Consider the following 13,061-nt stretch of genomic DNA (forward strand, 5'->3'; position numbering starts at 1 on the left):
ATGCCTGTCTGAAGCATAAGCCAAGCCGCGCAACCATGCCCATCGAGATCGTCACCGCCGACATCACCCACCTGCGTACGGACGCCATCGTCAACGCGGCGAATCCAGGCCTGCTCGGCGGCGGCGGCGTGGACGGCGCGATCCACCGCGCCGCCGGGCCGGCCCTGCTGCAAGCCTGCCGCGCGTTGCCGGAAATCGCTCCCGGCGTGCGCTGCCCCACCGGCGAGGCGCGCCTCACACCCGGCTTCGCGCTGCCCGCACGCTGGGTGATCCACACGGTGGGGCCGGTCTGGTATGGCGGCACCCGGGACGAGGCGCCGTTGCTGGAGCGTTGCCATCGCAACGCGCTGCAACTGCTGCGCGCGCAGCGGTTGCACACGATCGCGTTCCCGGCGATCAGCTGCGGTATCTACGGCTACCCCGCCGCGCAGGCCGCCGCGGTGGCGGTGGCCACGCTGCGCGACGAACTGGCCGGCAACGACGATATCGAGGTCACGCTGTGCTGTTTCAGCGAGGCCATGCGCGCGGCGTTCCAGCACGCACTCAATGCAGCTTGAACGGGTATAGCGGCGGCAACCCGGGCTCCTCGTCGGCAGCGGCGGCACGCCAGGCGAAGCCGCGCTTGAACGCCTCGGCCAGGTTCGCGCCGGCATCGTGTGACGGCGCGGCCGCGTAGTGGCGTTGCTGCAGGGCTTCGATCGCGGTGCGTTGCGCCACGTCGTCCAGCGCCGCCGACAACTCGCCCAGGTGCTGAATCGCCGGCCGCTCCGCGCGTGCCCAGGCCAGCAGGGTGCGCACCTGCGCGGCCGGATCGCTGCCGCGCGCCGCGGCGAGGAAGGCCAGCTGGCCACTGCGCGCCGAGGTGCGCACCGCCGCCGGCGGCGTCATCGACGACGCGCGCCGGCGGCGCTGCCACAGCCACCAGGCCAGCACGCTGAGCAGCCACAGGCCGAGGCTGGCCAGCGCGATCCAGCGCCATGGCGTGGACGGCGCTGCCGCAACCGCACCGGTCGCCGCGGGAACCTCGCCTTGCACGGCCGCAGCCGGCGCGGCAGGCGTCGCCGCAGCCGCACCAACCGCCGGTAGCACGGTGACGCTGTGCGCGGCGATTTGCGCCACTTCCATCTTGTCGGTCAGCACGTTCCACCACTTCAGCGTGGTGGCGGGAATGGTCAGCGTACCGGCGCGTTCGGGCACGATCGCGAACGACTGCTGGCGCCGACCGATGATCCATTCGCCGTCCTGGCGGTTGCCGGTAACCGGCTTGTCCGGATACACCGTGGCGCCGTCCAGCGGCGGCAGGCTCAATGCCGGCAGCGCCTCGTACGACAGGCCGCTGGCTTGCAGGTTCATGGTGAGGTTCAGCGGCTGGCCGACCCGCGGCGGCGCATCCTGCGCGGTGGGCCAGCCGTCCAGGCTCAGGCTCAGCTGGCGTGCCGGCAGCCACGCGCTGCCGCCCCAGTCGGCGGGCACCGGTTTCACCTCGATCGTCTGCGCCGGCGCACTGGCACTGACCGGCACGGTAGCGCCGAAGAAGCTGTTGGGATCGTTCGGGTCGGCGGCCTCGCCCTGGAAATCCACCGGGGGAATCTCGACCTGTCCGGCGTGCTGCGGAATCAGCGCGTAGCGTTGTTCCAGCACGTGATACGTACGCTCGCCACGCTCCGCGTCGTAGTTCAGGCCCTTGCCGAGTGCGCTGACTTCCACGCCGTCGACCTGCGGCGGCGGCGGCGCGTCGCCGCCGATGCGGTTGGCGTAGTACAGCCGCACCACGTAGGTCAGCTGCTGGCCAACGTAGCCGTGCGCCGGCTCGACCTGCGATTCCATGAAGACGTCGCGCTGCGTGGCGGCGGCCGCGGCCGGATTCGGCGCCGCCACGGTGAGCTGCAGCGGCGCCGTGCGCTCGCCGGCCACGCTCAGGGCGGGAATCTGCAGCACGCCGACGTGGCGCGGACGCAACGCCACGCCGAAGGTCAGCTCGGAGCTGGCCTTGCCGTTGATCACGCTGAGGCTGTTGTTCTGCGAGGTGCCGAGCAACTGGAAGTCCTGGCTCAGCGCGCGCAGGTCGGGCGCGGCGACGCCGCCGGTGTCGCCCTGAACGCGCACGTTGAGCGTCACCGTCTCGCCCAGTTGCACGTGGTCGCGATCCAGCGTGGCGGTCACCTCGGCCGCACCGGCCAGCGCCGGAATCAGCGCCAGCATCAGCAAACATCCGCTCATGGCATGTCGAAACATCACGGCTGTTGATCCTCGCTCGGTGCGCCGCCGTGGCGCTGCTGGTATTCCAGTTCGAACTTGCGCCGCAACAAGGCGCCGGGATCGTCCGGCACGCGCTGCAGGGCGTGGCGCAGGTCAGCTGGCAGCTTCGCCTGCGGATCGTCCTTGGCCAGCGCGCCGAGCTGGTGCTCGGCCTTGCCGTCGCCCGGCTTCGCCAGTGCGGCGTCCATCTGCTGCTTCAACGCCTGCCGCGCCTGTTCCACTTGCGCCTTTTGCTCGGCCTGCTGCTGCGCGGTCTGCGGTTCGGGCTGGTCGGCGCCGCCCTGCTCGGACTTGCCCTGCTGCGATGCAGCTTTGCCGGACTGATCCTGCTTCTGCGACTTGCCATCCTGGCCCGGCTGGTCGGATGGCTCGGCATCGTCCGCTGCGGATGACTGATCCTTCGCACCCTGCTTGCCGCTCTTGCCCTGCTCGCCCTGCGACGACTGGTTCTGCTTGCCGCCGTGACCCTCGTGTTCCTTCTGGTCCGACGGCTGCTGTTGCTGGCGCAGCCAGTCCTCGACCGCCTGGCGGTTCGCCTTCGCATCGGCGTTGGCCGGGTCGAGTTGCAGCGCGTGGTCATAGGCCGCGAGCGCCTTCTGGTATGCGCCCTGCTTCGCCAGCGTGTTGCCGAGGTTGTACGCCGCGTCGCCGCCGGGCACCTGCTGCAAGGCCTGCGCCGCAGCGGCGTAGTCACCGGCGCGATACGCCGCCGCACCACGCCAGGCGGGATCGCGCGCGAGCTGCTGTGCCTGCTTCGCGTCGCCCGCATGCAAGGCCTGCGCGGCCTGCTGGTCGCGACGCTGCCACAGGTCGTGCCACGTCGTCGCCGCGGCCGTGCCCGGCCACAGCGGCAACATGACCAGCGGCAGCAACAGCAGCCAGCCGCGGCGGAACGCCAGCGCCACGATCAGCAGCAGCGGCAGCAGCAGCCACGCGCCGCGATCCTGCCAGGCGTCGCCGACCTGCCCGTCGGCCAGCGTGGCCTTCGCACTGCGCAGTTGCGCATGCAGCGCGTCGACGTCGCGCTGGTCTGCACTCATCGCCACGTAACGGCCGCCGCCGGCTGTGGCCAGCGCAGCGAGCGTGGCATCGTCGCGACGAGCCAGCAGCATGCCGCCCTGCGCATCGCGCAGGAAGCCGCCATCGGGCAACGGCACCGGACCGCCCTGCGGCGTGCCCACCCCAAGCACCGACACCTGCACGCCGGCGGCGTTCGCCTTGCGCGCGGCAGCCTCGGCCGCGGCATCGGCCTGGTCGGTGATCAGCACCAGCGAACCGCCGCTGGCCTTGCCGTCACGGATCAATGCCACGCCGCGTTCGATCGCCGCCGCCGCGTTGTCGCCGTCCACCGGCATGGTGTCCGGCGCCATCGCCTCGAGCAGGTCGTCGAGGCTGTGCGCATCGGAGGTCAGCGGCGCCACCACGAACGCCTCGCCGGCGTAGCCGATCAGCGCGTTGAGGCCGTCCCGGTTGGCGTGCAGCAGATCGCGCGCCTTGTAGCGCGCGCGATCGAGCCGGCTCGGCGCCACGTCGCGCGCCAGCATGTGCTGCGACAGTGAGATCGCCACCACCTGCGCCGCACGGCTCGCATACAACGGCTGCTCGACGCGGCTCCAGGCCGGCCCGGCCAGGGCCAGCGCGCACAGCGTCCAGCCGAGCGCGAACAGCCACAGCGGCAGGCTGCGATTGCCGGCGCGCCCGCGCACCAGGTGCGGCAGCAATTCGGCGTCGACCAGCCGCGACAGTTCCACCTGCGCCACGTTGCGGCGCGCGCCGAGCCAGCCCAGCAGCGGCAGCAGGAGCAGCGCGGCCAACCACCACGGCCGCAGGAAATGGAATGGCAGCAGCAGCTCGCTCATGCCAGCAGCTCCCGCGTACGGGCGAAGCGGCGCGGCACGATCACCAGCAACAGCAGCACCATCGCGGCCAGCAGCGGCCAGCGGAACAGCTCATGTCGCGGACGCAAGCTGGGGCCGTGCTGCGGCATCGGTTCCAGTGCGTCGATCGCGCGGTAGGCATCGGCCAGCTCGCCGCTGTCGGTGGCGCGGAAGAAGCGCCCGCCGCTCTGCGTGGCGATGTCGGTGAGCATGTCCGCATCCAGGTCGGCCGACGGATTGACCAGCTGGCTGCCGAAGAAACCGGGAATGCGCATGCGCGTGGCGCCGATGCCGATGGTGTAGATGCGCACGCCGGCGGCCTTTGCCGCGCGCGCCGCGTCGCGCGGCGCGATGCTGCCGGCGTTGTTGACGCCGTCGGTGAGCAGCACCAGCACGCGCGCCTGTTCGGGCAGCGCGGCCAGTCGCTTCACGCCCACGGCGATCGCGTCGCCGATCGCCGTCTCGGTGCCGGCCAGCCCCACCGCCGCACCCTGCAGCTGCGCGCGCACCGCGGTGAGGTCGTAGGTCAGCGGCGTCACCAGGAAGGCCTGGCTGCCGAACAGGATCAGCCCCATCTCGTCGCCGCTGCGGCGGCTGATGAAATCGCCGGCGATCGCCTCGACCGCGCCGAAGCGGCTGACGTCCTGACCGGCCAACTGCATGTCGCCGGTGCGCATGCTGCCGGACAGGTCCACCGCCAGCATCAGCGCGCGACCGCTGCGCTGCTGCGCCTGCGGCGGCCCCACCCATTGCGGCCGCGCCGCCGCGCTCAGCAGGCACAGCCAGGCCAGCGCCAGCAGCCACGACGTGGCGCCATGCGCGCGAGTGCCGGCGACCGTAGCCAACCGCACACCCGGCTGCGGCAAATGCAGCGCCTGCCCCGGCGCGGCCGGACGCAGCCAGCGGCGCAGCAGCCACGGCAGCGGCAGCAGCACGATCACCCAGGGCCAGGCGAACTCAGGCATCGGCGTGCTCCGTCGCGGTTGGCTTCCAGCTCGCCGGCTTCAACGCCATCCGCAGCCACACCCGTACGGCGGTCACGCTGGCTGCATGGTCGAACGATGCAGGTGGCCGATAGATCTGCTGGTCCAGCGCCAGCAGTTGCTGCAACGTGGCGGTATCGACCGGTACCCGCGCCAGCGTCTGCCGCCAGGCATCGCCACGCTGTCGCGCGGCTTGCACATCGTGCTGGCGCGCCACCCGGCGCAGCAACTGGTGCAGCGCGCTCGCCAACGCAAGTCCATCGCCGTCGCGCTGATGCTGTTGTGCGAGCAGATCGAGTTCGCGCAGCACCTGTCGGCGTTGGCGAAGCGCGCGGCGATACCGTCGCCACCACCAGATGCCGGCCAGCAGCAGCGCCAATGCCAGCACGGCGAGCAGCCACCAGCCCGGCGCCGGCGGCCACCAGGACGGCTCGGGCGGCAGGTGGATATCACGCAGATGGGGGCCGGGCGGCGATGGCGCGGGCTGGGCGGACGGCGGCATCATCGCGTCGACCTCCGCGCGCCGAGCAGGCCGCTAACCGCATCGAATGCATCGGCGCTGGTGTCGATGCTGCTCCAGCGCAAACCCAGCGATTGCGCCAGCTCGCCCAGCCGGGCCGGACCGGCACCCAGCGCGTGCTGGAAATCGCTGCGCTGACGCTCGGACTGCAACAGCACTTCGCAACGCTCGCCGGCATGCTCCAGCGGATAGCGCCCTGGCGGGGCCGACGCCAATTCCAGCGCATCGGCCACCACCAGCACGCTGACCCCGGCATGCCGCCCCAGGTCGAGCAGGCGCTGCCGTGCCGATGCGTCGCAGCTGAATCCGTCGCTGACCAGCAGCACGCGACTGGCACCGTGCAGCACACGGCTGGCGCGGCCGAGCGCATCGGACAGCGGCTCGACCCGATCGGACGCGGGCTGCGCATCCCATTCGGCCAGCGCGCCGCACACCGCCAGCGCACCGCGCGGACCGGCCTGCGGCCGCAGCAATTGTTCGGCGTGGCCGAACGCCATCACCCCGACCCGCTCGCCGGCGCGTACCGCGTACCACGCGGCGGCGGCCGCGGCACGCGCTGCCTGCACCGACTTGAAGCGCGTCCGCGTACCGAAACGCATGCTGGCGTGGGTATCGAGCAGGATCAGCAGGCAGCCTTCGCGATCTTCCTGGAACAGTTTGGTGTGCAGCTTGCCGCTGCGCGCGGTGAGCCGCCAGTCGAGCCGGCGCACGTCGTCGCCGGCTTGGTAGACGCGCGACTCGGCGTAGTCCATGCCGCGGCCGTATAGACGGCTGGACTGCTGGCCGCTGCGCGCGGCACGGCTGAGCAGCGGCGCCATGCGCACGCGGCCGACCCGCGCACGCAGCGCGATCAGATCGGCCAGCGCAACCTGGCTGCGGCCGTCGCCGTCCGCACGATGGGGCGCAACGGCGTTCACGGCAGCGGCACGAGATCCAGCAGGCGGTCGATCACCTGGTCCGGCCGCACGCCCTCGGCCTCCGCCTCGTAGCTGAGCAGCACGCGATGGCGCAGGACTTCGTGGGCGATCGCGTGCACGTCTTCCGGCAGCACGTAATCGCGACCGGCCAGCCACGCCGACGCGCGCGAGCAGCGGTCCAGCGCGATGGTGGCGCGCGGGCTGCCGCCCCAGGCGATCCAGCGCTTCAGCTCCGGCCCGTAGCGGCCGGCGTCGCGGGTGGCCAGCACCAGCTGGGTCAGGTATTCCTCCAATGCCGGCGCCATGTGCACCGCCATCGCCGCATCGCGCGCGGCGAACACATCGGTCTGGCTGAGCAACGCCGGCGGCGCGGCGACGGGATGGGCACGACGATTGGCCTGCTCGCGCGCCAGCTTGAGGATGGCCAGTTCGGCGACGGCATCCGGATAGCCGATCGTCACGTGCATCAGGAAGCGGTCGAGCTGGGCCTCCGGCAGGGTGAAGGTGCCTTCCTGCTCGATCGGGTTCTGCGTCGCCATCACCATGAACAGCTCGGGCAGCTGCCAGGTGCTGCGACCGACGGTGATCTGCTGCTCGGCCATCGCCTCCAGCAACGCGGACTGCACCTTGGCCGGCGCGCGGTTGATCTCGTCGGCCAGGATGATGTTGTGGAACAGCGGGCCGCGCTCGAATTCGAAGCTGCCGGACTGCGGGCGAAACACGTCGGTGCCGGTGAGATCGGCCGGCAGCAGGTCGGGGGTGAACTGCACGCGATGGAAATCCGCCTCGACGCGCGCCGCCAACGCCTTCACCGCCGTGGTCTTGGCCAGGCCCGGCGCGCCCTCGACCAGCAGGTGACCATCGGCCAGCAAGGCCACCAGCAGGCAGTCGATCAGGTGCGGCTGGCCGATGATGCATCGCTGCAGGTCGTCGCGCAGTTGCGCGAACGACTGCTGCAGTCGACTCGGCGTTGGGGTTTCGGGCATATCCATGAGCGGGTTCCGTTCTTGACGTGACAGCGGCGCGACCCGATGCGCAGCGGGGTGCAGCCGGACCGGATGGCGTGCTACAGACCATCGGCAACGCAGGAAGTTTAATCGGCCTTCGGCAGCCTGGTCGGCGCGCATAAAAAAAGAGGCGGCCGAAGCCGCCTCTTTCGCTGCAACCTTGCGCGATTACTGCAACGTGTCGCTGAGGATGCGCGGCGTCACGAAGATCAGCAGCTCGGCCTTGGTGTTGGTCCGCGATGTCTTGCGGAACAGTACGCCAATGCCGGGAATGTCGCCCAGGCCGGGCACCTTGGTCATGGTGTTGGACTTGTTGATCTCGTAGATACCGCCCAGCACCACGGTCTGCCCGTTGTCGACCAACACCGAGGTATTGATCTCGCGGGTGTCGATGGTCGGGATCTTGCCGCTGCCCGGTGCATCCACATAACCGGCCAGCGCATCCTTCTTGACGTTGATCATCAGGTAGACGCGGTTGTCGGCGGTGATCGTCGGAGTCACCTTCAGCTCCAGCACGGCGTCCTTGAACTGCACCGTGGCGGTGCCGCTGCCGGCGCCGCTGCCGGCGCTGTTCTGGAACGTGACGTAGCCGATTTCCTGGCCCTGGCGGATCACCGCTTCCTGCTGGTTGGCGGTGATCACGCGCGGGCTGGAGATCACCTCGCCACGGCCCTCGGTCTGGGCCGCGGAGAGTTCCAGATCGATCGCGTAGTTCGCGCCGAGGATGGCCAGGCCGAAGGTTCCGGCCGCCGGCGTGACCGGCAGGCTCACGTTGAGGCCACTCGTGGTCACGTTGCCGCCACCGATACCGGCGGACAACGCCGGCGTGGCCGTGGCGGCGTTTTGGAACTCGGTATTGTTGACCCGGCCGTTGACGCCGAACTTGGCGCCCAGCTCGCGGGTGAAATCGTCGCTGGCGACCACGATGCGCGACTCGATCAGCACCTGCTGCACCGGCTTGTCCAGCACCGCGATCAGTTCACGCAGCTGCCTGATCTTCTCGGGCGTGTCGTTGAGCAGCAGCGTGTTGGTGCGCTCGTCGAACGACACGCTGCCACGCGGCGACAGGAAGCCGCGCTGGGTGTTGCTGCCGCCGCTGGCACCGCCACCACCCTGCATGCTGCCGCTGGTCAGCAGCTTGGCGATGTCCGCCGCCTTGCCGTAGCTGATCGGCACGTAGTCGGTGACCAGCTCGGCGGTGTCCTGCGCCTTCAGCTTGGCATCGGCCAGGTCCTGCTCGTACTTGGCCAGTTCGGCCTGCGGCGCCACCCAGATCACATTGCCGTTGCGACGCTTGTCCAGGCTCTTGGCACGCAGGATCACGTCCAGCGCCTGATCCCACGGCACGTTGACCAGGCGCAGGGTGACACTGCCACCCACACTGTCCGACGCGACCAGGTTGAGCTTGGAGATATCGGCGATCAGCTGCAACGCCGAACGTACCGGGATGTCCTGGAAGTTGAAGGTGACACGATTGCCGCTGTAGCTCGGCTCCTGGCCCAGTTTGGCCAGCTTGGCATCCTTGACGTCGACTTTCTTCGGCGCCACTTCCACCACGTATTGGTCGGCGGTCTGGTAGGCCGAGGTCTCGACGTTGCCCTTGACCGCGATTTCCATGCGCGCACCACCGCCGTTGCCGGCGCGGGTGACGACGGACTGCACCGGCGTGGCGAAGTCCAGCGTATCCAGGCGTTGGGCGAGGTTGGCCGGCAGGTTCGCGTGGTCGATGGTGACCAGCACCTTGTCGCCCTTGCGGGTCATTTCCGCATTCGCGCCGCTGCCGCTGAAGCTGATCAGCACGCGGCCTTCGCCGTTCGGTCCGCGGCGGAAGTCGATGTTGGAGATGGCCGGACCGTTCGCGGCCGAGGGCAGCGCCTTGGTCGGGTCGATCGTGGACGCCGTGGTCACCGACTGGTCCGTGCTGCCGTTGTTGACGGTCAACACCAGGCTGTTGCCTTCGACCCGCGAGCGGTAGCTCGACTCGCGCATCAGCTCGACCACCACACGGGTGCGTCCGCCGGCCGACACCGCGGATACGCCGGAGGTCGAGCCCTTGCCGATGTCCAGATGCCGGGCCGCCGCGTTGTCGGTGTCGGCAAAGTCGACCGCGATGCGCGGCGGATTGCCGGTGGTGAAGATCTTCGGCTCCGGTACCGGGCCATCGCCGAAGTCCATGTGCAGCTCGACGCTGCCGCCAGGCAGTGCGTCGTAGCTGATGTTCTTCAGCGTGGTGGTGGCCGCCATCGCAGCACTGGCCCAGGTGGCGCCGGCGATCAGCAGGCCCATCAACATGTAACGGCTCGCATGGCGCATGACACGGCCCCGGACGGATTGGATTTGGTTGGTCATTGCATCAGCCCCTGTCTACCTATTTCGCGTCAAGCGCGATGCTGGCCGGACGTTCCATCCAGCCACCATTACCGTTGGATACCAGCTCGACCAGATCGATATGGTCTTCGCTGATCGCCGTGATGTGCCCGTAGTTCTGGCCCATGTATTCGTTGACATGGACACGATGGATCACACCACCCGGGTCCTTGACCAGCACTTCCATGCCTGCACCGGTACCGACCGTGCCGACCATCTTCAGGCTGTCCAGCGCGAACAGCTCCAGCGGCTGCTTGGCGCGGTTGGCATCGGGCCGTGGACCGCTGGTGGCGCTGCTGTTGTCCAGCTCGGCCGTGCTCGGGCTGAACGGATCACGCCGATCCTGGTCGTCGTACTTGAACGTCTCGAACGTCTTGATCACCGGCAACGGCTGGATCGGCGCGCCCTTCTTGGCCTTTTCCTGGGCGACCCAGGTACGCAGGTCGGACATGCCGCGGGTGCAACCGCCCAGCACCAGCGCGACACCCAGCATCAGCGCAAGCCGTGCGACATGGGCCGGTTTGATGGCAGCTAGCTTGTTCATCATTTCGCTCCCCCCGCCTTCTTGCCGGCGCCAGCAGCGGAGCTCTCTTCATCATCCAGGTAGCGGTAGGTCTTCACGGTGCCCTGCAGCACCAGTTGGCCGTCCGAGGCGCCATCGCCCTTGCTGGGCGTTTTCGGCGTCAGCGAGACGTCGTGCAGGGTCAGGATCACTACCCGCGGCAACGACGCTACGCCGCTGATGAACGCGCCGAACTGATGGTAGGTGCCGCTCATGCGCAGCGTGATCGGCTTCTCCGCGTAGAAGTCCTTCGGAGTTTCCGGGCCAGGCTGGAACAGCTCGGTCTCCAGGCCGGCGGACTGCGCGGTCTGCGAAATGTCGATCAGCAGTTCGGGCATCTCGGTCTTGCTGGGCAGCTGGCGCAGCAACTGACGCAGCATGTCCTGCATCTCGTCGAGCTGCTGTTGCAGCGCCTCCAGGTTGACCGACTTGGCCTGCTTGGTGGAGAACTCCTGCTTGAGCTGGTCTTCCTTGCCGGCCAGCGTCTTCAGGCTGTCCTGCTGGTCACTGACGAAGAAGTACCAGCCCACCAGCAGCACGAAGCCCAACAACAGCGCGGTGAAGAAGATCTTGACCGATTGCGGCCAGCCGCCGACGTTGTTGCGGTCGAGGTTCTGGATATCGTTGAAGAAACTCATGATCCGGCACCTCCCGTGGCAGCTGGCGCACTCACCGGTGTGGCTTCCGGAGTGGCCGTTGTCGCAGGCTTCGCCGGCGGAGTGGTCGCCGCCTTGGCTGCCGCACCGAGCGCCGCCGGTACCGCCGGAGCTGCGCCGGAGCTGGCGCCAGCCGGCAACACGGGCATCTTGCCGTCGGTTTCGTCGGACTTCGGCTTGCTCAGCAGCACGTTCAGGCCAAACGCGTACGGCATGCGGGTGCCGTTATGCGTGTTTTCGGTCTTGCGCAGATCGGCATGGCCCATCCACGGCGAAGTCTCGATGTTGCGCATGTATTCGGCGACGCTGGCATTGGACTGGGCCACGCCGTCGAGCGACATGGACTGGCCGCTCTGCTTCAGGCCGGACAGGCGCGCACTGCTGGGAATCGTCTTCACCAGTTCGTCGAACAGATGCACCATCTGCGAACGGTCGGCCTGCAACTGCTCGATGATCTGCTTGCGCGCGAGCAGGTGCTCGCGCACCTTTTCCAAATCCTTGATCTTGGCGATGCGCACGTCGAGCTGCTTGATCTCGGTCTGCAGGTAGGCGTTGCGCTCGTTCTGGTTGTCGATGCGCTGATCCATCCAGAAGACCCACAGCAACAACACGCCCAGCGCCACCACGAAGGCAGCGACGAGCTGCATGTAGAACTCGCGCTCGCGCTGTTTGCGCCGCGCTGCCCGCCACGGAAGTAGATTGACGTGTGCCATCAGTCGAAGCTCCTCAGGGCGAGGCCGACCGCAATCATCAGCGCGGGGGCGTCCTGCGCCAGCGACTGCGCCTGCACCCGTGGCGACAGCGACATGCGGGCCAGCGGATTGGCGACGACGCAGGGCACGCCGAGCTGTTCTTCCAGCATCGGACCCAGCCCCTCGATCGAGGCGCAACCACCGGCCAGCACCACCTGGTCGACCTTGCTGTATTCGCTGCCGGCAAAGAAGAACTGCAGCAGGCGGCTGATCTGCTGGATCAGCGACTCCTTGAACGGCTCCAGCGCCTCGGTCTCGTAGGATTCGGGCAGACCGCCCTTGCGCTTGGCGCGGCCGGCTTCCTCGTAGGAGAGCCCGAAGCGGCGCATGATCTCGTCGGTCAGCTGCTTGCCGCCGAAGACCTGCTCGCGCGAGTAGATCGTGCGCTGGTTGCGCAGCACCGACAGCGTGGTCATGGTGGCGCCGATGTCGACCACCGCCACCAGCGCATCGCGACCGACGTTGAGCTGGTCGGCGATCATCGCGAAGGCGTTCTCCATCGCGAACGCCTCGACGTCGATCACCGCGGAGGCCAGCCCGCCCAGGTCCAGCGCGGCCACGCGCATGTCGACGTTCTCGGTACGCGAGGCCGCCAGCAGCACGTTGTTCATGTCGGGGTTGTCGCGAACCGGACCGAGCACCTCGTAGTCGAGGCTGACTTCGTCGATCGGGTACGGGATGTACTGGTTCGCCTCGACCTGGATCTGACCTTCCAGATCGTCGTCGGAAAGCTCGGCCGTCATCGGGATGATGCGCGTGATCACGGCCGACCCGGCCACCGCGGCGGCGGCGTGCTTGAGCTTGGAGCCCGAGCGTGCCAGCGCGCGACGGATCGCATCGCCCACCGCCTCGACCTCGACGATGTTTTTCTCGACCACGGCGTTCGGCGGCAACGGCTCGACCGCGTAATGCTCAACGCGATAACGACCACCCGCCTGACTTAGCTGCAGCAGCTTGACGGCAGTCGAACTGATGTCGACACCAATCAGCGCCGGCTTCTTCGGTGTAAAGAGCCCCACGGTGCTTCCCCCTTGCCGCTGACGCCCGTAGCCAGAATCCTGGCGGGTGCGCAGTGGCATTAAATCGAAAAAATAACGCAATGGCAACGGTCTACGGGAACTTTCTCAAGTAATTGGCGTGATGCCCACCACATTTAAGGGA

General features: G+C 68.5%; 12 protein-coding genes. 1 reads left to right on the plus strand and 11 read right to left on the minus strand.

Features of this window, described 5'->3' with window-relative positions; translation table 11 throughout:
- The first annotated feature begins 35 nt into the window (after nt 1–35).
- Entirely contained in the window at nt 36–557 is a 522-nt protein-coding gene (locus tag ASG75_RS08160; RefSeq protein ID WP_056387728.1) for an O-acetyl-ADP-ribose deacetylase, read from the plus strand.
- On the opposite strand, the gene ASG75_RS08165 is transcribed toward ASG75_RS08160, so the two are convergent.
- The 11 genes from ASG75_RS08165 to ASG75_RS08215 all read right to left on the minus strand — a co-directional run bounded on the left by ASG75_RS08165 (nt 544) and on the right by ASG75_RS08215 (nt 12,919).
- Nucleotides 544–2,202, minus strand: coding sequence for a BatD family protein (locus ASG75_RS08165; RefSeq protein ID WP_056389169.1), 1,659 nt, complete (start codon nt 2,200–2,202; stop codon nt 544–546). The two genes, ASG75_RS08160 and ASG75_RS08165, sit on opposite strands and share 14 nt — an antisense overlap.
- A 32-nt stretch (nt 2,203–2,234) precedes the next feature.
- Entirely contained in the window at nt 2,235–4,118 is a 1,884-nt protein-coding gene (locus ASG75_RS08170; protein WP_056387732.1) for a tetratricopeptide repeat protein, read from the minus strand.
- On the minus strand, nt 4,115–5,101 hold the full coding sequence (locus ASG75_RS08175; RefSeq protein WP_056387735.1) for a VWA domain-containing protein: 987 nt from the start codon (nt 5,099–5,101) through the stop codon (nt 4,115–4,117). The genes ASG75_RS08170 and ASG75_RS08175 overlap by 4 nt, the downstream gene beginning before the upstream one ends.
- The gene (locus tag ASG75_RS08180; RefSeq protein ID WP_056387740.1) at nt 5,094–5,624 is read right to left on the minus strand and encodes a DUF4381 domain-containing protein; all 531 of its coding nucleotides are present in this window, start codon (nt 5,622–5,624) and stop codon (nt 5,094–5,096) included. Before ASG75_RS08180 ends, ASG75_RS08175 begins: the two co-directional genes overlap by 8 nt.
- Nucleotides 5,621–6,556 (minus strand): DUF58 domain-containing protein, encoded by a 936-nt coding sequence (locus ASG75_RS08185; protein ID WP_056387743.1) that lies wholly within the window; start codon nt 6,554–6,556, stop codon nt 5,621–5,623. The genes ASG75_RS08180 and ASG75_RS08185 overlap by 4 nt, the downstream gene beginning before the upstream one ends.
- Nucleotides 6,553–7,548, minus strand: a complete 996-nt coding sequence (locus ASG75_RS08190; protein ID WP_056387747.1) for a MoxR family ATPase — start codon at nt 7,546–7,548, stop codon at nt 6,553–6,555. Before ASG75_RS08190 ends, ASG75_RS08185 begins: the two co-directional genes overlap by 4 nt.
- A gap of 183 nt (nt 7,549–7,731) precedes the next feature.
- Complete coding sequence (locus tag ASG75_RS08195) at nt 7,732–9,876, minus strand: type IV pilus secretin PilQ (protein ID WP_056387750.1); 2,145 nt, start codon at nt 9,874–9,876, stop codon at nt 7,732–7,734.
- A 55-nt stretch (nt 9,877–9,931) separates the two neighbouring features.
- A complete protein-coding gene (locus ASG75_RS08200; RefSeq protein WP_056387755.1) occupies nt 9,932–10,474 on the minus strand; it encodes a pilus assembly protein PilP in 543 nt (180 codons plus the stop codon).
- Entirely contained in the window at nt 10,474–11,130 is a 657-nt protein-coding gene (gene pilO, locus ASG75_RS08205; RefSeq protein ID WP_056387756.1) for a type 4a pilus biogenesis protein PilO, read from the minus strand. Before pilO ends, ASG75_RS08200 begins: the two co-directional genes overlap by 1 nt.
- Nucleotides 11,127–11,861, minus strand: coding sequence for a PilN domain-containing protein (locus ASG75_RS08210; protein WP_056387758.1), 735 nt, complete (start codon nt 11,859–11,861; stop codon nt 11,127–11,129). The genes pilO and ASG75_RS08210 overlap by 4 nt, the downstream gene beginning before the upstream one ends.
- Nucleotides 11,861–12,919, minus strand: coding sequence for a pilus assembly protein PilM (locus ASG75_RS08215; protein ID WP_056387760.1), 1,059 nt, complete (start codon nt 12,917–12,919; stop codon nt 11,861–11,863). The genes ASG75_RS08210 and ASG75_RS08215 overlap by 1 nt, the downstream gene beginning before the upstream one ends.
- Between the last annotated feature and the right edge of the window lie 142 nt (nt 12,920–13,061).

Origin of the sequence: Rhodanobacter sp. Soil772 (genome assembly GCF_001428385.1) — a bacterium.
Classification (GTDB): Bacteria; Pseudomonadota; Gammaproteobacteria; order Xanthomonadales; family Rhodanobacteraceae; genus Rhodanobacter.